At 53.4% G+C, this 20428-nt stretch carries 17 protein-coding genes; all 17 read right to left on the bottom strand.

The genetic code is table 11. The features are described from left to right. Positions 1-3: 3 nt before the first annotated feature. Positions 4-2640 (bottom strand): contractile injection system protein, VgrG/Pvc8 family, encoded by a 2637-nt coding sequence (locus L6H98_RS28565; protein WP_236421096.1) that lies wholly within the window; start codon positions 2638-2640, stop codon positions 4-6. Positions 2641-2744: 104 nt separating this feature from the next. Further along, positions 2745-3221 carry a DUF4280 domain-containing protein gene (locus tag L6H98_RS28570; RefSeq protein WP_236421140.1) on the bottom strand — a complete coding sequence of 159 codons (477 nt, stop codon included), beginning with the start codon at positions 3219-3221 and terminating at the stop codon, positions 2745-2747. Between the two features lie 66 nt (positions 3222-3287). Next, entirely contained in the window at positions 3288-3851 is a 564-nt protein-coding gene (locus L6H98_RS28575; protein ID WP_236421097.1) for a serine protease, read from the bottom strand. Then, positions 3848-5119, bottom strand: a complete 1272-nt coding sequence (locus tag L6H98_RS28580) for a pentapeptide repeat-containing protein (RefSeq protein ID WP_236421098.1) — start codon at positions 5117-5119, stop codon at positions 3848-3850. Before L6H98_RS28580 ends, L6H98_RS28575 begins: the two co-directional genes overlap by 4 nt. Before the next feature lie 143 nt (positions 5120-5262). Further along, positions 5263-6687, bottom strand: a complete 1425-nt coding sequence (locus tag L6H98_RS28585; protein ID WP_236421099.1) for a contractile injection system protein, VgrG/Pvc8 family — start codon at positions 6685-6687, stop codon at positions 5263-5265. Further along, positions 6684-7322, bottom strand: a complete 639-nt coding sequence (locus tag L6H98_RS28590; RefSeq protein WP_236421100.1) for a hypothetical protein — start codon at positions 7320-7322, stop codon at positions 6684-6686. The genes L6H98_RS28585 and L6H98_RS28590 overlap by 4 nt, the downstream gene beginning before the upstream one ends. Positions 7323-7402: 80 nt before the next feature. Continuing rightward, complete coding sequence (locus tag L6H98_RS28595) at positions 7403-8173, bottom strand: DNA and RNA helicase (RefSeq protein WP_236421101.1); 771 nt, start codon at positions 8171-8173, stop codon at positions 7403-7405. Between the two features lie 101 nt (positions 8174-8274). Then, entirely contained in the window at positions 8275-10926 is a 2652-nt protein-coding gene (locus tag L6H98_RS28600) for a molecular chaperone (protein ID WP_236421102.1), read from the bottom strand. Between the two features lie 77 nt (positions 10927-11003). After that, a complete protein-coding gene (locus L6H98_RS28605) occupies positions 11004-11693 on the bottom strand; it encodes an iron-dependent peroxidase (RefSeq protein ID WP_236421103.1) in 690 nt (229 codons plus the stop codon). 6 nt (positions 11694-11699) lie between these two features. Further along, positions 11700-12992 carry a normocyte-binding protein gene (locus L6H98_RS28610; RefSeq protein ID WP_236421104.1) on the bottom strand — a complete coding sequence of 431 codons (1293 nt, stop codon included), beginning with the start codon at positions 12990-12992 and terminating at the stop codon, positions 11700-11702. Between the two features lie 39 nt (positions 12993-13031). Next, a complete protein-coding gene (locus L6H98_RS28615; protein WP_236421105.1) occupies positions 13032-14885 on the bottom strand; it encodes a serine/threonine protein phosphatase in 1854 nt (617 codons plus the stop codon). A 45-nt stretch (positions 14886-14930) separates the two neighbouring features. Continuing rightward, positions 14931-15803 carry a protein phosphatase 2C domain-containing protein gene (locus L6H98_RS28620; protein WP_356724729.1) on the bottom strand — a complete coding sequence of 291 codons (873 nt, stop codon included), beginning with the start codon at positions 15801-15803 and terminating at the stop codon, positions 14931-14933. Next, complete coding sequence (locus L6H98_RS28625; RefSeq protein ID WP_236421106.1) at positions 15800-16333, bottom strand: FHA domain-containing protein; 534 nt, start codon at positions 16331-16333, stop codon at positions 15800-15802. Before L6H98_RS28625 ends, L6H98_RS28620 begins: the two co-directional genes overlap by 4 nt. 43 nt (positions 16334-16376) lie before the next feature. After that, on the bottom strand, positions 16377-16934 hold the full coding sequence (locus L6H98_RS28630; protein ID WP_236421107.1) for an FHA domain-containing protein: 558 nt from the start codon (positions 16932-16934) through the stop codon (positions 16377-16379). A gap of 50 nt (positions 16935-16984) precedes the next feature. After that, positions 16985-17452: a DnaJ domain-containing protein gene (locus tag L6H98_RS31300; protein ID WP_290371503.1), complete on the bottom strand. Its 468-nt coding sequence runs from the start codon at positions 17450-17452 to the stop codon at positions 16985-16987. A 119-nt stretch (positions 17453-17571) separates the two neighbouring features. Beyond that, positions 17572-17997 (bottom strand): membrane-associated protease 1, encoded by a 426-nt coding sequence (locus L6H98_RS28640; RefSeq protein ID WP_236421108.1) that lies wholly within the window; start codon positions 17995-17997, stop codon positions 17572-17574. Positions 17998-18128: 131 nt separating this feature from the next. Beyond that, positions 18129-20297, bottom strand: a complete 2169-nt coding sequence (locus L6H98_RS28645; protein ID WP_236421109.1) for a transcriptional regulator — start codon at positions 20295-20297, stop codon at positions 18129-18131. Positions 20298-20428: the final 131 nt, after the last annotated feature.

The following is a 20428-nucleotide window of genomic DNA, read 5'->3' on the forward strand; positions in this document are numbered from 1 at the left end:
CAATTATGTCCCCTTTCCTTTTTTCGTCTTTCCACCCTTTTTTTTCGACTTCCCTCTTAAACCTACTTCTCTTTGCCACCGCAGTACTTTATTTTGGAAGTTAGTAGCCATAGTATGTCTATCATTATTTCCAAATACAATGATCCCCCCAGGAGATTGTTGATGTAATTTTAATACTTTGGCGTTCGGTTTACCATATTGTTTATAGAAATCCAGATCAACTCCATCTAACTTACTTCTTTGAATGGTTGTTTCACCAGTAAACACGATATTTTCAGGGACATTTTTACCTCCAAATGCAAGTCCATCTCTATGATGTCCACGTTCTAAACGTCCTTGGGAAACATAATCATCGTATTCTTTGCGCATATTAGCTAGTTCTTTACCTTGGACAATTGTGTGATTATCGGGGTCACCAAAAAAGTCAGGATATTGTTCATGTAAACTTTTAGCCTCTTCGTAATGAGGTCCGTAAACATCTTTACCCTTAGGAGGGGATTTTGATGGCCCTCCATGACTACCTAAAATTATACCTGCTGCCAACACAATGTTGTTATCGCCATATCGTCCCAACATATCTAGCGCGGCGCTAAACATGGCATCAGACATCATGTCGGTCATCAAATTCATGCTAAATGAATTAGCCATATCTAATGCTTTAGCCAACATCGGCGATTTCATCATCAGATCATTAAGCTTGCTCTTCAACTTGTTGGCCAGATCCATTGGGCTGAAATTGCTCGCCAGACCCTTGGCCTTCGTGAGCACCTTACCCAAGGCACCGGAGATCGCATCTCCCGTCTTTTTCGCAAGGCTTCCGACAGCCTGTGCTACTTGCCCTACTTTGTCCATCACCTTGCCAGCAACGCCCATCACGTTATCCACGACTTTGCCTGCCTTGGACAACAGCTTGGAACCCTTCACTGCAAACTTTGCACCCGTCGCCGCCCAACCGACGAACGGAATCGCTGCGGCGGCGGACAATGCGGCATTCACATAATCTCCCCGTGCCGCATAGATTCCCGCGTTAGCCAAGTCCGCTACCTCTCCGATGACAGGGATCATCCCGGCAACGTCAAGTACGGTTTGGGTAACGTCCAGCAATTTTCCCCAGAAGCCCTTTTTCTCCTCCGGCTCTTCTTCCACCTGCACCTCGGATACAAAGGGGGCCTCCGGCACCGGCTCCAAATCCTCGACCGTCACTGGCAACTTGATCAATCCATCGAGCAGCACTTCACTGCCCTTCAGATCGGTCATGCCATCCAGGATGATGCTGCTATCACCGCACTGAAGATAGATGGTCTCCTGAGCCTCAATCCCTATCTTCTTCTCGCTTTCCAGCATGAATTCCTGCCCGGCTACCGCTACAATTCCGGTATCGCTCTGAATGTTGATGCCGCCGCCGTCCAGCGTAATGAACAGGCTGCCTTCGGTCGCAATCAGGGACATCTCGGAATCGGTCATTTTCATCTCTTTGCCATAGTTCGTTCCCCAGCTCTTGGTCGCAGGATCGGCCGTCTTTGGGGAAGGCTGACCTCCACGTCGAACCGACCCCATGGCGAAGGCATCCCGTTCCCGGCCCGTCGAAAAATACACCTGGACCGCATCTCCGGATTCGGGCATGCTGTAGAATCCGCCGCCGTCCCCGGCGTAGACCGCCGAATACGGCATCCAGCTGGCCTCATCTTCGGACTGTGAGGCATCTACGTCCAAATGTACCTTCACGGTATCTTTGGATACCCCGATGATCTTGCCATCCAGCGCTGCGCCTGCGATGTCATCATTCACGATCTCGTTCTGGCGTATGCCGCTCTCCGGGCTTAGCGTCACCGTATGCCGCAACATTCCCCCCAGCAGCAGGCTCACGCTGGCTTCCACTTTCAACTCTTCTTCCCGGAACAGCACGGTATCTCCAAGCGCGAACCAACGGTGTGTATCCACCGTATACTTCGTAAAATCCTTTTCCGTCACGCCTGCTGCACCCACGGCCCACGCTTCCTTCAGCGCCTTCATGTCACGGGTCAGCGTGTAGCCTTGATCCGGCAGTTCCGAGAATCGTCCATCCGGAACCCCGATGTAGAGCTTCGGCGAATCCGCCGTCACCTCCGGAATAATTACCGCCCCGAACCTCGAAGCCATCCGCCGCAGAAACTGCCAGTCCGTCTCCCGGTACTGCAATGTCAACGCGCCCAGTTTCGTACCGCCGCTGACGTAATCGATGACATCCGACTTCGGATAGGCGGTCAGCACCTGGCGAATCACGTCTTCACAATCCTGGTCCTTGTTCTGAAACGAACGGATTCGTGGCTGAATATCCAACAGGTAAGAATAGGATACCGCCTCGAGTTCCAACAGATAGATCCCTTGCACCCGGCGTATGCTCACGTCCTGCACCATGCCCTGGAACAACTTGCGCACTTCCTGCCCCTGATCTCCGGTTTCGATCAACTGCACATTTTCCGACTGAACAGCCCGTTTCAACTCCCGATCCTGTTGCTCATCCGGCACGATGCCTTTGAGAAACAGCCTTGCATGATCTCCTGCCCTTCGTTCGAGCCGCAATTCCTGAATGCTCTGCAGCGTATAGGGCGACAGGCACCGGATGTTCCCCGCTCCGACAGCCGACTCCACGATGCTCATCGTTCTCCTCCTCTCCTCGCCTTCATCCTTGCCTCATCCCTACATCCGTTGATCAAGGACATATAGTGATGGTCCTCTGTAGACCTACATGCCAGCACTTTCGATCAGCGGATATTGCCTCCGAACCCGGTTGTTCCGCCGATGGACGATCCCCCCAATTCCTGTCCATCGTCTTCAATCTGGATGTATCCGCCATACAGGCACATGTTCATGCAGGTGCTTAATAGCGCAGGTTCGTTTTCGATCAGCACATCCGTCTTTCCGCCCATCCACGGCGTGCTCACCACGGGGATGCAAGGTGCCTTCTGCACGCCTTCGATATCGAATTCGCCCGCCTGTACGGCCGGATTCAATTGACTCGTGCAGTTGCCAAACGGCATGATGTGAATCATCGGCGTGGCATCTGCCACATTCAATTGCGCTTTCTCTTTCAAATGCACGCCGTGACTGTACGGAATCTTCAGCCGATTCAGCTGCGTTCCGCAGGAACAGCTCAGAATGGCCCCGGCGACGACGTACGCCGGCCCGCCGGCCCCCTCATCCACTACATCCGGTTTCGTTGCTCCGATTGCCTCTGCCATCATCATTTCTCCCTTCGGGTCGGCAGCAATGCGGCTGCCCATAGTTCAACTTGACGTTCATGCCTCTCAGCGTTGTAACTCCCAAGTGGTCAATTCCACCCGTTCCAACTTCAAACCAATGAATTCCCGTCTCAGTATCGCTTCCGCCAGTGCCAGATTGACGAGCAGAACCGTTTCCTGCAAACGCTGATCCGTGAGCTGAACGACAGGCCATGGAGTGCGGTTCAAGCGATCTCCATCTACCTGTAAGCGGCGCAGACGCCCGCTCCGATCGAATTCGCTGCCATCAGCCAGCGCAGCGATTCGTGGCGGAACCATGAACCAATATGGATATAACTTTTGGCGCTCCAGATCCATCAGTCCAGTCACACGAAACAGCAGTTTTGGCGCAAAGGCCTGCATCACATGTTTCAGATCATCTGACCATAAAGGGTAAGGCTGCTCGATCAGATCAACAGCAACCGGGCTGCGGCTTGGGCGAATCGTAAATTGCAGTGTTGCCTGCTCCAGCTCATGAAGCAGCTCCCCCCGCATCCATTCCGGTTTTATCCGCTCCTTCACATGCAAAGGTTCAATCGCATCCGCAATCCGCTGATCCTGCGTAATTCGAAACCAGCTTTCTTTCATCATCTCTGACCTCCCACTGCTCCAATCTGCTGCATGGCTTGCTTCAGCTCTTCCGGGGAATTTCCGATCGGCTGACCATCCGGCAGCGTCCGTTCCCTGGCTTCCGGGCGACCATGAAGCAAACAGAACGCTCCTTCGTCCATCCGTGCTTCTGTCAGCAGAGAACCGGTGAAATCCGTTTTCGTTACATCCGCGCCGCGGAAATCTGCTCCCGTCAGATTACACACGCCGAAGACGGCTCCCCGCAGATCGGCTCCGCGAAAATCAGCTCCTCCAAGATTAGCCAGCATGAAATCCGCTTCCCGCAAATCGCATTCGGCAAACGAAATCTCATCGAATCCCGGCCCGTTCCATTGTTCTGCATCAGGCAACCCTCGCTGTGCGTTCACTCCATAAAATGTGGCTCCAACCAGCCGGCTTCCTCGAAACCGTGTCCCATACATGTCGCTTCGATCCCACCGAGTATCCGTAAGTTCGCACCCTTCCCACGATGTGCCCGTCAAGTTACAAGCCTGGAATCGTCCGCCGCCGAACAACAGACTGCGAAAAGCCGAAAACCGCAGATCCATCCCGTCCATATTCATGCCGGATAGATCCATTCGTTCCAATGTGCCGTATCCGTAAGCCTCATCGTTGCCTTCCGACAGCCATTTGCGAATGGCTGCCTCGTCCTGATCGGCATAATCTCTCCGGTACACCGATTCGCTCACATCCAGGTACTCGCCCACCCTTACCTCGAATGCATCGCATTTGTCCAATTGGTCGAATGCCTCGCAAGCCAACGCGTCTGGCAACGCATGACGAATGAGCGAGGTAACATAGGCATGGCCATGCGCAGACTCCTGAATCAGCAACCGCTCAACATCAGGACGGTGAATCGCTCCCCGAAACGGCGATCCGGGCCGTTCCAATTCCTCTTCCCAACAGCTCTTCATGACGTTCAGGTAACCAAAGGCCCACGCGGCATCATAACTGCTCTCCACCGAACGTGGATCAAACAGCCATGTTTCGTCCGAAGCTTCGGCCAGATACAGAAACCGGCCTTCAAGCATGGAGGTCCGGAGCATAGAGTAAGTAACGTGACCAATCGGCCCGTGCTCTCCAATCTGCTGCTCATGCAGAACCCGCTCGCAGAACTGGCCAAAATGATGGACGAATTCTTGCTTCAATCGTTCGCGTTGTTCGACATACAATCGCTCCCAATGGAGTAACACCCGACTACGCACCGGAACTACAACCTCTTCCTTGAACCTTTCAAGTGCCATATTCATGCATAACCCACCACCTAGATAGCATTAATATGTTGTTATATGAATATCAGACATAACTTACATTCATCTGACCGAATGGGGGAATCCGCCCGGCAAAAGCCATGTTGTCCAAATTGCTTCCGCCCCGATCCCGATCCGATCACCTAATTGGTTTTCAATTCTGTCCCGACCAATGCGGTCGTTCCGTCAAGCTTGATGTTGCTTTCCTTGCAAGTCAGGCTGATCTCCTCTTTTGCGGACAGTACGATGCTTTTCTCGGCATTCATCATGATGTCTTCCTTGGCGGTGATTTTGACCTGCTGGCTGCTTATGATCTCGATTCCTCCGCCTTCGCTGAGCCGGATGAAGATCTCGCCATCCTTGCCTGTCACAATGACCTCTTCCGGAGTCATCTTGAGCTCCTTGCCTGCCGCGGTACGGAAATACTTGTGGTCCGGGTTGCTGACCTTATTGTTCTCTCCGTCATCGCTGTTCTGGCGGACAGAACTTGTAGCCACGCCTTCTTCTTCCCGGTTGCTTGGAAAATAAATTCGAACACTGTCGCCCTTCTCGGGCATAACGTACCAACCGCTGTTGCCTTCCGCCGTGTACACGGATTGATAGGGGAAATCATGAGCACCAGATGCGCTCTGCTCTTTGTCAATGTTCAGATGAACCTGCACCTTGTCTTTGTTGATGGCGATCACGCTTCCTTGTAAAGAGACGCCTATGATTTTGTCATTGTGAAAGGTATTTTGGCGCAAGCCGCGATGTGTACTAAGCGTATAGCGATGTTTCAACAGGCCGTTCCTCATCTCGGTCATGGCTTCATAGACGTAGAGCAGGCTGCCCTTGAATTCGATGGCATTACCGAGATCCAGCACCCGGTTCGTCTCGACCTCGTAGTACACGTAATCGTCTTCGCCGACTTCTACTTTCGTGTTCTGGGAAGTATAACGATATTTGTCCATCCGTTTGCGCACCCGGTAATTGAAATCCTCAAGCTTGCCTTTGGATGACGTATCGAAGACGCCGAAATAGAACTTGGGCGTATCGAATACCGATGCTGGCATAAGGCCCGTGCGCAAGCGGGAAGCAATCCGCTTCAGAAATTGCCAGTCCGTCTCTTCGTATTGCAACGTGAACTTGCCGATGGCCGCACCATCTGTCGCAGCATCCATGATATCGATATTGGGGTAATCGGACGCAATGGCGTCCAACAATTGGGGGTAAGTCATGCTGTGGTTTTGGAATGAACGGCTTTTGCGACGGACATCCAGATCATGCGTATGAGAGATGCCTTCCACTTCCAGGGTGTAGACCCCGCCGTTCGCGGTTACGCTAACGCTGAGAATCAAACCGCTGAATAACACGGAAGTGCCTCGTTCCTCATCCACTTGACTAATCTCCACCAGCGTGTCCGAGCCGCTTAATCGGACATATGAATCCTTCTTCTCTTCGTCAACAATTCCCGTAAACTTCATGCGGGCATGCTCGTTCATCTGTTTCGTGATGGATAGTTCCTGAAGACTGACCAACTCAAACGGGCTGACTCTCACATTCTGGTAAGACAATGCTTCTATGCTCAATTCAAAGCACTCCCTTCATGCTCATGTTCGACTTGAAAACGGATAGAGTTCATGATCGCAGAAGCAATCGGTTGCCAGTCCTCCATCTCCCGATCGGTGCAATTGAACGTGCACATCAGTGCCCTGTCCTCCAGTGAAGTGAACAGCATGAAGTGATAGAGATTGGCATTGACGACTGGGGTAAGGAACTCGCAAATGGCCACATCCCTGCCATCGATCTTACGATCATGATCCCCATACCATTTGGTCAATTTCTGAGTTTGGCGCAAAATTTGAATCATGCTCTGCTTAAAAAGCGGCAAGTCTTCCTGCGGCAATCGGTTGGTCGTGTGGTTCACTGCCACATTAATGGTGCCGTCCGCATTCGTATAGACCCATTTCGGCCGATTCTGGGATGGATATTTCAATTCCAGCATTTGGGGAGACATCGGTTTGAACGTACGCGGCAACATCAGGTTGATTTTCCCGTCCAGACATTCGGTTTCCTCAAAAGAGTATGGTTCGTCTCCGATCTGCACAAATTCAGCATGAAGGTCCGGTTCGGGTTCATCCGGGATATGACCATAACCATCATCGGTTGGCGATGTAGACATGCCGTTCATCATCGCCATAATCTTTTCGTCCCAATGCTTCATCACGCTCATCCTTTCTACTTGGAGTACAACATGTCATTCCGTGAATTAACCGTTTGAGCCGCAGCTTTCTCTCGCTCCTCTTAATCCACGATCATTCGCTGCGGACCGCTACCCAGGTAGCCCGGGCGTCCGCCACGGCCTCCCGCTCCGGCCAAGATCCGGTCCAGGTAGCGATGAATCTGGGCATTGCCGTAGTCCCTAACTTCCTGTCCGAGCCTGCTCGCAATGTAATGCTGGATCACCCGCCGATTCACGATCCCCTCGTTCAGGCACATCATGGCAAACGTCAGGTCCAGCGGATCGGTCGTGCCGGTACGCATCAGCCGGTCCGCATAATCCCTCATCATGAGCGGGGACAACGTGCTGGCCCCTTCCGCCGCATAAGGTACATGGATGACGTGCAAGGTGTTGAACTCGGTCGCCAGATCCGCGAACGTCTGGTAATCCTGCCTGAGCCTTGCACCTTCTTTAAGCTTGAAGCGACCCAGCTCCAGTTCGCCAGCACTGCATTCCTCTTCATCCAGCACAAGCTCCATCGAACCTGTTGTGATATCCTGAATCGTGGTTTCTTCGAGCAGCCGAACCTTCAGAAGCGTCATACGGCCTGTCGCCACGTAAGACATGTCTATTTGTTCGGTCAGCATATACAGTTTGCCGTGGTACAGCACGATGCCGGGGGATATGGACAGCTTGTCTGCCTTTACTTTAACCTCCGCCCCGGCAATAATGCCGTTCGCATAGTTGCGGTAGCGGAGTTCCAGATAGTCGCGCGGATAATCCCGAAGCTGCTCCAGCATGGCGGTTTTGAGAATGCGGCCCTTCTGGAAATGCGGATACGCATGCGTGAACATCAACTTCTCCCTCCCTTCGAACCGGAGCCAGCGCCTGACGACGCACTCCGGGCAATCTTCACGGGCACTTCATCTTGTGCCATTCCCTTGGTCCGGTTTCTCTACTTCATCCCGTCAAAGAAGTCCAATTCCGACAGATCCGGCTCGAACGGAAACAGCTTCTGCGGACCAAGATAGAGCCGTTCGTTCTTTCGAGCAACCGGCAGGACGTAGAAGCCCCAATGGCGATCATCCGGGAAAACGAAAAACTTCGTCTCGCCGTTCACGATCGAGTCGGTATCATCCTGCGGAATTTTGCCTTGGTATTGATCGCGAATGTCCTCATACAGCACTTCCTTGTACATGTTCGGACGGTTGCCATATACCAGCTTGTGTCTGAGAAATCCGTCGCTGCCGCTGACGTACAGCTCGACTTCGGTCGTCTCGGACGGTCTGGAGATGCTGCCCGGAATGCCGTCGCTTCGATCCAGGCTGCTGATGAGCGCTTTTTCCCGCCCATTGTGGGTGTATGCGCTGATTTTGTATGGAATCACGGCGGCATCGTGGGTAATCTGCGCCCGTACCGTGCCGTTCTTCCGCGAGCTTAAATACCTAATTGCCCCTCTAAGGCAAGCGAGCTTCAGATCCGGCACCCGGCCTTCCGCCGGTTTCTGGCGAAATTCAATGCTTTTGCCTGGTACGAACTCTTTCAGCGCTTCCCGGAAAACGTCAATCCGGCACGACTGACCTGTCAGCTTGATGATCGAATATTGGCTCATCCGGCCCTGCCTGTAAAATTCATCGAGGAACTTGCGCACGACATCGTAGATGTCTGCTTTGATCAGCTGCGTAATTTCCTTGATGTTGAACACCACATCGGGGAATTCGTACTCATCCTTCAGCACGCCGTCCCGTTGGACCGACAGGAACCAGCGCTCCATGGTCGTAATTTGCAAGTCGTTATCGCCGTCATCCTCCAGTTCCGAATGGAACCGATTACGCAGAATGCCCGTTTTGCGAAAAAACTGCTGCTTCATTTCCTCGGCGATTTCCCATAGAAAATAAAAATTGCCCCTGACTCGCAAATACTCGTCGCGCGAAGCGTTCTCCCGCCGGGCAAAGGCGGTCGGAATAAGCCTTTCCGCTTCACGGTAACGTTCCTCCAGCTTGGCGTACACGGCCTGTACCCCTTCCTCGTCCACCTGACGGAACACGTCCGCGCCGGGCGCTTCGATCAGGCTGTCGATGTCGACCATGCGGCGCTTGCCCTCGTAATAATCGGCAAACGCGATTTTCATGAACTGCATGATGCGATACGTCAGGTTATGTCCGCCGAAGTTGGTATCCCCGTTCTCATAGGTGGTGTGAATGTCGAGATGGTAGGCGATCTGCCCGTCCTCCACCGTAAAGGCACATGACGACAAATCGGTCGTTCCCCCGCCGCAATCGATCACCAGCGCATGATACGTCTGCCCTTCCATGAAGGACCCTCGTTCCATGCCGTCCGCGAGCGTGTTGTACAGAACCGCCATTCCTTCATCCAGCGCATATTCCCGTTCGATGTCGTACTCCGGCAGCATCTCTTCGAACATTTGCAGAAACTGCGCCTTCATCTTCACCGGACTGGACAAATGCACGTGCCGGAACCGGCACTTGAACTGATGCTCCGCCGTACGGATCACATAGTTCATATACGCCCGCAACAGATCCATGCGCGTCACGATGGCGGCATTGCCGTGCGGGTCCACGATCTCTTCCTTTTTGTTGTAATCGTTCACCCAACGCTTCATGTTGCGGAACAAACTCGCCCTGCTGCTGTATCCCCCGCGCCTCATGCTCCGCAGTGCCTCGTAACCGAATTCGTAACGAATGTTCGCAGGATCGGAACAATCGGCCACGCCGACAGCGGTAGGCAAAACCTCGATCCATTCCGTCTGCCTGTAGGTCGGATCGGGAAAAGCCACGTAGTTGATTTCGTCCAGACGAACCCGGCCATTCAGCAGATCCTGGCTGCTCGGTGCCTGAATGTAGCCGGTATGCAAATAGGCGCCTGCCGTCGTGTTGGAGGTGCCAAAATCAACCGCAAGCACGGCTTCCGTCGGCTCAAGCTCCCGGATTTCGAGATCGGCCAGCGGAATTTGGGTGTATTGAATATGTACCGGAGGCAGCGGCCTGTCGGAATAATAGCTCTGATAGAGGTATTCCGAATCCCTTTTCCGGAAAAACAGCAAGCTGTACTGCCTGTTGCCCGTCCGTCTCCAAGTCGAACCGGGAGCTGCGGTCAGATAGAACGTGCCATGAGCCCCTTCGTCCTTTACCAGATTGAAGATGCCGCATAACTCCATCGTTTCGTTCACCAACAGCACATTGGACTCGACCAATCCTCCCGGCGCCGTGACGATGTAGCGGTCCAGCTTGTCCACCTTCAGCCCTTCATAAAGAATCAGCCTCGCTGGAACGCTTACGCCCCCATCACTAGTCATCGGCGTGGACATATTACGAGAAATGGCCTTCTGCAGCCGCTCGAACCCGCCCTCGCGCTGTTCCCGAATCCACAGCACATCGTCTGCGCCCAGAAATTTCAGAATGATGCGGATCAGCTCTTCGCGCTCCGTTCGGGCCCCGATCCCTTCGACCAATCTTTCTTTGTAGCAAATATTGCGCAGCTGAAAAGTGGTCATGTCCATCAGCTCTTCACGCGTATAACGCATCGTTCCGCGGGCCCGCTCCCGTCCGGCAGCGTCTGGATACAGCCTGTATGAATATCCGTTCATGGTTCCTCCTTCTTGCAGGCGGCTGAAGCCAACCGCTAATCGTCCTTTGTACTCTATGGATGGGCGTTGCTTGGCGATCAATACAGCGCGATTCCATCCTGAACCAGCGTATAGTCCGCATCCAGAATGCCAAAGTGATGCTCCCAATAGATCTCCGTATCGAACCTGACCGGCAAAAGCAGTTCCAGAATCAGTTCCAGCTTCTCGCGCGCCTCGGTTCGTTCTTCCTGTCCGATATACAGGAGCAGTTCATCCTTTTCTTCGCAATTGGCATACAGCGTCGAGCGCGGAAACATCCGTACGAGCGTATCCCGAAGCAGGTGAACGGCCTCTCCGGTGTCGTACAACCGAAGCAAGTTGCAGGCAATGACTTCCTGCTGCTCCCGATCGAACAGTTCGAGTCTGCGGCGTATGCGTTCACCGTAAATTCCCGAGCGCATGTCCCTCAGAATGAAACGAATGTGATATTCACGTTTGTTCATTCCCTGCATGAGATCCATGTCTGCAAGGAAATGCATGACCAGATCGAACAAGGTTTCGCGCAGCTCCACGTACTCCTCGTTGTTGATATCGAAAAGATCCCTGAAAATATCGTAAAACCGGTAATACGGGTTCACTTCGACGATCTGTCCGACATCAGCAGCATTCAAGTCGACCTGGCTGAGTTCCATGTAAGGAGAGTACACTTTTGCCGGAATGAACGTAAGTTCCCGCAAGTCTGTCCCATTTTGCTTCGCTCGAATGATCAGATCCCAAATGTAGTTCATGGCTCGTCACACCCATTTCCCTTCGCATCGATATTCCGGGAAGGACAGCTGGACCTCCGATACCAGGAAGCTGAGCAGATCGTCCAAATAAACGTCCTGATCCTGCGGGGCAGCCCGTTTGGCGAACTTCATGATCATCCGGCGTTTGTCCGCCTCGACGCGAACGTGGTCACTCATGAACGAGTTCAGCGGATACGTAACGCCCGTCGGGGTTCCCGGAGGAGCAATCTGCACGTCTTCCAGCTCCAAGCCTTCTGCAGCCTGAAACGCATGGATCATTCGCGCAATTTCCCCCTTGGAACGGACAGATCGACCTTCCTGCCGGGCGTACTTGCCTGCAAATCCTTCCCGCTTTGCATTGGAGAACATGGGGTAATCCATTTTGCCAATGCGGGTAGCTACGGGAACGGTCACTTTCATGACCGTCCAGGAATCCGATTTCTCCAGCGGAGAGACGATCGTGATGTCCTCCTCCGACCGTTTGATGTATCGAATGTGCGCTTCTTCGCCATCGACCAGGTATCCATGCTCGGTGCCCGTCTTGCGAAGCGGCAGCACATGCTCATAATTGACACGATCCGCTGCGGGAACGGGAAACCCGCCGGTCTTCATGTCCAGCTTCTGAATGTTCCACAGCGGAACGAGGTTGGTTCGTTTATATCGTTCGAATTCTTCCAGATGCACCGTCAGTTCCTTGACCTGTTGTCCCGTATCCCACATCTCTCCATCTTCGGATGCAACGAGCACGCAGTCGACGAATTTGTAAGCATAAGGCGCATTCACCGTCTTCCAGGCAAGGCTGTTTTTACGAAAAATCCGATACAGTTCCTCGATTTTGCTTACATATAACGTGCTTGGTTTCAACTTTACCTTGATCCCGTAACGGCCCTCGGCCGTAACGATCTCCCCGGTGAAAGTGCGCTGGCTGTTCAACAACTTCCCTAACTCATACTGGCTGCAATCCATGTAGAAGGTGAACAGCTTGAGTTCTTCCTTTTTCGCCAGAGCTGCGGCTGCCTCGCTCAAGTACACGGTCTGCGGCTCCGCATCCTCCGGCAGCATCGGATACAGGTATTCATGTATCGGGTCCAGATCTTCCCGGGAGCTCAGAGTGACAAAGACGTCATGGCGCTCCTCCTGATTCTCCACCTCGTCGAACACGCGCTGCTCAATCTGCCGGTTCAACTCTTCCTGGTATTCGACCAGGTTCAGGAACACGCCGGTCATCAGGTTTTTCAAAACGCGGCGCTGCTCCAAGTCTTCCATCTTGTTCAGCCGGTCACGGATAATGTCCTTCATCCTGTCTCTCCCCTCCCGGGTTAATGATCGTATTGATTATTACTGCTCCTTGTTCGTGCTGACCGCTCCCGATCGGGCTTCCCCAACCTCTGATGGTAAATCGCTCTCGCCCTCATGATCAGAGGAGCCGGACGAGCTGGTGCCGGTTGCGCCTGTACCCGCTGACTGGCCCGAACCCGCCGCGCCGCTTCCGTTCGAACTCGTCGTGCCTGAAGACGTCGCGTTCCCCGAAGAACCGGCCGGGCTGGTGCCCGTTGGTTCCGCTGCGCCGGACAGATTGGACGAGAGGCCCGTGGAATCCAGGCCAAGACCTGCATCCAATCCGCCGTCCAGCAGCGGATCGGTGGCCGGAATCGGCGGATTCAGCTTTTCATCGAGCTTGTTGATTTTGCGTTCCATCGCCAGCACACGTTCCAGCATGTCGATCTCCTGGTAAATGCCCTGTGCCTTTTCATAAGCTTCCAACGCACCCGCGTAATCTCCGGCTTCGTTGTACCTGTCACCCTTCTGCTCCAGCGTATCGGCCTGAAGCTGGCGCGATTGGCGCTTGATGTCGGCACGTTTCGTCTCCGCTTCCTCCAGCTTGGTCGCGATTTCCTTGAGCGCTTCCTTGTACGCCGTTTCCGTCGCGGCCGTACGCGCTCGTTTGTACATGGTGATCGCTCCGCTGTAATCTCCGTTCTGCATCTTGAGATCGCCTTCGGTCACCCAATCCTGCACCTGCTGGAAGGTCGTCATTTGCTCCAAACGCTCCTGAATCGATGCCCGGTCGAACATGCTGTACGGCTCGGATTGTTCCAATGCCTTCGTATAACTGGCTGTCGCCTTGGCAATATCGCCTTCTTTGAGATGGGCTTCGCCGTCGACGAGCGTCTGAGCCGCCGTCATCTTGGCCGTAAGCAGTTTTTTGTGGATCGGGTCCTTGATCTTGATCGAGTTGTTGCGGGCCAAGCTGTAATCCGACACGGCCTTGGCGTATTCCTGCTCCTTCACGAACTGGTCCGCACTCTGCTCGTATTCCAGCATCTCCGTCGCCCACTCCGCCTTGTTTGCCGCCGTTTTGATTTTGTAGAACAGTCCCGCTCCCCCGAAAACAAGCAGCATGACCAACATGATCGCAATGCGTTTGATCCACTTTTTGCGGTTTTTCGGTTCTTCGTGGAAAATTTTGTTCACGTAGATTGCGGCAGCCGTATAGTTCTCTACCCGGCTTCGCTGTTTGCTGAGCATGACCTCTTCCAGCGTATCCACCAAGGTGCGCGGATCGTTCGCCGCTTCCGCGGCATCGATCATTTCCGCGTCATGCACGCCTTCCCAGATGCCTGGCGTACAGAGCACCAATGCGTCTCCATCGGCCAGTTTGATTTTCTCGGACACAAAAGGCGTGATCTTGCCCGGCTTGCCCGCATATTCATTCAGGTTGCCGCGCTCGTCATGCTGATCGATCCGGTCCTCGGGGATCTGTCCGTCCGAAGCCAGCTGGGCCGCCATGCTGTGATCCCGGCTTTTCAGCACAAGCCTGTTCCCCCGCAGATGGTACAGGCGGCTGTGGCCCGCCGAACCCCAGACCATGCGGGTATAATCCGTCACAACGATGACGAAACCGGCTTTTAATCTGACCCGGCGGCTCTCGTGTTGAAGCCATCCATGCGCTATACTGATATACTCCGTCAGACGCCGTTTCGATAACGTCGGTTTGTCCATGAAAGACTCCAACAAGGCCTGTACCAGCATCTCGGCGCTGTTCACTTCGGCATCCGTATCCAGTCCGTCCGCGATGATATAGCAGGCGTAATCCTCAAGCTCCACGCAGCCATAGTAATCCCGGTTTTTCAGAAATGACCCTGCCTCCGAGACAAAGGCCATCTTGAAGTCGCTGTTCTCCTTTCTCATCTGTCTCCCCATTTCATGTGTCGGTGCCCCGCTGTCCCGAACGTTCTACCATCCCTGTTCCAGAATGATGATCGTGGCGTTATCCTGATGCACCAGTCGTTTTTCTTCGATCAAATCGATGATGTCCTGTGCCGTATCATGCGGAGACTGGTCCCGGGCAAGCAGCGTTTCCAGCTCCATCTCGGTCAGCGTGTTGTACACGCCGTCGCTGCACAGGACGATCTTGTCCCCCGGCTGCAGCGCAAACGGCTCGTCCGCGATTTCCATCTGCCTGAAATGCTCGTAGCCCAAATAGTTGACCAGCCTTTTGCGCTGCGGATTGTCCAGGGCCTCCTGTTCCGTAATCTCGCCGGACATGTACTGCTCTTCCAGCTGACTCTCCAGCGTATGCTTGTGATTGATCGGAACGAGCTCGCCCTTGCGAAATACGGCAAGAATGCTGTCTCCGACCGCTCCCCAGTACAGGTTCCGGCCCCGAATCAACGCGCTTACCAGTGTTGTTCCTCCCGGCACGCCCTGCTGTTTGCGCAGAATGGCTTGATTGGCCATGTGGGATGTGTTTTGATAAAACTCCTGCACGTCCGGGAAATGCTCCTGCTCCTGGAATTCGCGAATAAAGGTCTCTACGGCCGTCGTACTGGCCATCTTGCCCCCTGACAGACCGCTGATGCCGTCGGCGAGCACGGCCAGCAAACCGAACGGCATGGATGCGCTGGCAAAATAATCGTCCTGTTCGCTGCGTGCCCCGATGGTCTGACCGTTTCCGATCTGTGCTTCCAAAGGCACGTCGTCACGCTGCCGCACCGGATTTATTCGGCTTCGGACGAACAAGAGCAGCCCGACCAGCATGCAGCCGCACGCAAGTACCCAATACGGGGTCAGCTCCTTGTCATTCCACAGGATCATGAACGTACTCACTGCTGCTCCCACTCAAAGTGCACGCCGCACAATGGAATGAAGAGAAATTTGCTGCGTCCGAGCTGAATGACGTCATATGCGGCCAACTCTACCGGTGAATAAACGGCCTCGTTATTGTGGTAGGCAAGCCCAGAGGCATCTCCAGGCAGCAGATAAAAATTGCGCTTCTTCGGATCGTACACGATGACCGCATGATTGCGGCGGGAGATCGTATTGTCGCCCAGAATCCGTACATGCATCTCTTCGGAACGGCCAATGAAATTTTTCTCCGCCATAATGCGGTAATCCTGACCCATCTGCGCGCCTTCAATGCACACCAGCCAACCGGTTACAGGCTCAATGCCCGTAGTTTCGCCCAAATAAGGCATCGTTTTGTCGTCTTCCGCCGTGCGGGGCGCACGCGGTACGGCTGCCGCGGTTCCCCCGCTAGGCGCAGCTGGCGACTCCACCGTCAGATTGCAGTATGGGCACGTATTTCCATGCCTTCTCGTGCTGAACATATGTCCATTAGCGCATCTCGTCAGACTCATTTCGTTTCATTCCCCCGTAAGCTTGGTTATTGTCGCCCGCCAACTACTTGACCAAAATCCGCGTGTTGGCAATATAAATTAAGTCCCCGGCCTCGATCAGGCTGGGTTCCTCGATTTCCAATTTGTTCGCTCGGCTCTGATTGCCCTTGCGTATGCCGACGCCGCTGGTCGAATCGATATCCTCGATGTACCATTGGCCGGATGCCTTGTTCAGCACGGCATGCTGCGGGCTGATCAGGGAAGCATACGGCGTGTCGGACAGATCGATATCCGCTTCGATCGATTTGGTGCTTTTGCCGATCAGGACGCTCGTTTCGCCCTGGATATACCATTCCTTCACGCTGGTTCCATCGTCATCGAGAAGCACCAGCTTCACGATACGAGAAGACACCGCGGTTTTCTTCCTGACCCTGCTTCCTTGCGATGCAGGCAAATATTTGAGCAGTAAATACGCTCCTCCGGACAAAATGACGATAACACCTGTTACCCACTGGGCACCCATGTCCCGATTGATAAAAAATATGTAATATAACACGGTTAACGAAATTGCGGCGACGCAAGCATCCAGCGTCATCGTTAATACCGATCTTCCTCGTCTCACCTTTCAAACCCCCGCGTGCACCGGATGCGCCCATTCGCTGGATTTCCGGCCTACTTTTTTCGCACTCCGAAATAACGCTCAAACATGGCGGACATGTCCGTTGGATCTTTGGCCCCTGTTTTACTCCCGTTCGCAGCATCCTTGCCCTTGGAACGATAGCCGAAAAATTGCTCGAATTGTTGTTGCATCCGCGACGGGTCTCCCCAGAACTGACCAGGGTCTTTCATGTCCTGATGGGTTCGGGCCGAGCTGCCCTGCCGTGCATCAGCTTGCGCTGACGAACGACCTTTACCGCTACCTTGCGATGCAGGATCAGGCTGCCTGTCATACGCGGCTCTCAACTCCGGGTTCCCCAGCGTGCTATAGGCTTCATGCACCAGCTTGAAACGTTCCTCTGCTTTGGGGTCGCCTTTGTTGACGTCAGGATGGTACTTTTTGGCCAGCCTTCGGTACGCTTTTTTGATTTCTTCCGCCGAAGCGCCTTTGTCCACCTCAAGCACCGCATAATAATTTTTCATCGTATTCGTTGCTCCCTCTCTGAGGTAAGAGTAAAATAAAGATTAAGGGGCACAAGTGCCCCTTAACCTGATGGTGCGTTCGGTGCCGGTGACGGCCGGCCCCGAACGGAAGCTCCCTCTTAAACCGGGAAGCCGCCTTCAATTTTGGTGAATTCAGTTTTGTCTTTCTTCTGTTTGATGAACAGGCTGAATTCACCAACCCCTTCGGTATCACCGAAACGTTCGTTGTAATCCACGACGAATGCGTTCGGGAAGTAAATTTTGCGTACCACTTGATCCGCTGCAATAACTTCCAGCGTCACTTTGCGGTAGCAATCCGCCTTCTCGGCAGGAACGAGGGACCACAGCGCAAGCTTCATCGTGTCGTCGGCATTGTCGCCGTCCGTTGCGGTGATGATTTTGCCGCTGATGCGCAATGTTGCGCCCACATCCGTGGATCTTGCGTTGGAGTCATCCGGTGTATCCGTGTCGTAAGCGACCGTGCGGATGTTATCCATTCCCAGCTCGATTGTTTCTGCGCCTTCCACTTTCAATACAAAACCCATGAATTGTTACCTCCTTGGAATGATAAAATGTCTCCGGCCTTGGCCCGTTGAACGGAACCATTCCGGAATATATATGTTATAAAGGTACGCCCTGAGGCGAGACCTCTAAAACCGAAATGAATGGGTGCCCACTACGCTCTCATGGCGCTGGTGCCTTTGGTAATCATGACTTCGAGGTTCTTCACGTTGCCGTTGAACACCAGGTCAATGTGGCACATGTTGCTCTTCTCGTCGATGATATAGCTCATGTCGTCGCCTTCCTGAATGATCGAATTGACCGATCCCCGGCTGCCAAGCCATTTGCTCTTCTGGCTGCTCGGATTGTTGCTGAAGAACTTGACGATGTTTTCATGCTTGAAATCACCGGTTTGGAAACGCAGCAGGCGCTCGATGTAGGTGCTGACCAGCGTTTTGTAGATCGAATCATAACCGTCCTCGGACATGGCCATGCTTCTGGCTTTGTACACCGTAATCCGTTTGATGTCGCTGTCCTGCAGCTGCGCATTCTCCGAAGAGAAGATGAAGCCGAAGTTTTTCCGGTTGATGGCATCCTTGATCGTATTCGTGAACCCGGAAATTTCCTTCGTCATCGTGGTTACGACGCGCAAGCTGTTGTCGCCCGCCTCGATATCGAAGCGCACCCCCGGATAATCGCGATTGACGTTTTTGAACGCGGCCCGCAAATATTCCGGACACTGGTACGCGGCAACGATACCCGCAGCGACATAGGAAGCCCCCACATACACGCCTTCAATCCAAAGCTTCAAAATGTCTTCCTTCTCTTTGGACAGTTCCACGCCATGTTCGGTCTGGAGCATGCGGCTGTCGATAATGACGCCTGACTTCTCCTTCGGAATGATCGTGAAATTCGGTGCGCTCGGAATGGCGAATTCGCTGTATTCCTTTCGGGTCAACATGGCGCATTTGTCGACGTACTTGTCGATCCCGGCCGTCGCCATGCTGCTGAACGTGGAATCTTCCCCGGATTCGAAGCTGAAGAAGACCTGGATTTTGTAATCCTTGATGACGTTGAGCAGCATTGACAGCGATTCCATGCTGTTGCCGTCCTGTTTAACGACCTTGTCGTTACCCCGGAAGCGTTCGCGGCTTACTTTGACGTTGCCGGTATTTTCAAGCTCCACCGAAGGGACGATGCCGAACCAGATCGTATCGGTGAAATCGTTTTTGGCATTGACCGTGTTCAGGTACGTTTCGAGCCGTGGAATATTGCTGCTTTTCACCAGCATGTCAAGCTTGGCATTGGTGATCAGCATGGACGGCTGCATGCCTTTGTTTTTGATCGCATATTGGTCAAAGTACATTTTGACGCCCAAAATTTTCTCGACGAGCGGTTTGACCGTTTTCACGAAATCATCCTTGGCCGTCTTGTAGAACTCCAGGTATGTATTGTAGTTCTGCACCTCAACGGCCGTATCCACTTCACTCTGTACCGCCGGAAGCGGGCAGAATGTACGGACAACCAGATCCTGAACGTAAGGGGATGGCGATTCGGACAAGGAATCGTAATCATCCGCGAACACCTGTGTCAGATCCGTGCTGGAAGACTCATCGAGTAGCATCAACTCGTTGTTATCACTCTTCGGAGCTTCGATGATTTTCAATTCTCCGCTCTCGCCGATCGTCAGTTGACCAACTTGAATCGCCTCGGATGCCGTCTCTTCCTGGGCCCTGCCGAGCAGAAGCCGGGTTTTGATATCTTCGATCGCGAGCGGCAGCATCGCCATCACGTTGTTGTAGTTCCGGCTGGCTTCCTCGAACATGACGTTCAGCTTGTCCCCGACATCCAGCTTCTTCGGATCTCCGTCGTCCAGCTTCTCGTATTGCCCGTACATGTAATGGATTTCCTTCCGGACTTGCCGGATGTCGTCCATCACCTTTTTCGGCGAAATCATGTCGAGCAGGTTCTCGAACTTGAAGTCGACGTTGGTAATTCCCTGGCTGCGCTTGGTATCGATCAACGTAAACAGCATTCTCAGGAAATCGTTGCTGTGATCGATCTTGATCTCCGAAATGGCCTCGTCCGGAATGTTTTCCGGCTTTTTAAGCGTATACATGACCTTCTGATTTACCGCATTGAAGAAAGAGTACACGCTGGGAGAGAACTTGTCGAGAAACTCGTCAAAGCTGCGAACCAGCAAATGCTCGTTGATTTCTTTGACCTTGTCGTCACTCAGACTGTCGATGCCTTTGACATCGCCCACGATCGTGATCAGGTCCAGCTTCTCCGGGTTGATCTCTTCGAAAAGCATCGTTCGGTTGGTTTGATTAATAATGTCCATTCAGTCAGCGCTTGCCCGGAAACATGGGCATTTGGAGCAAACGCTTACCTCCCTCCATCAATTTTTGACACTCCGCCCGCCTCCATCCGCCTTTGGTCATGAGCTTGCAGAATCATCAGGATTCGGCAGAC

Origin of the sequence: Paenibacillus sp. JJ-223 (assembly GCF_927798175.1) — a bacterium.
In the GTDB taxonomy this organism is placed as follows: Bacteria; Bacillota; Bacilli; order Paenibacillales; family Paenibacillaceae; genus Paenibacillus; species Paenibacillus hubeiensis.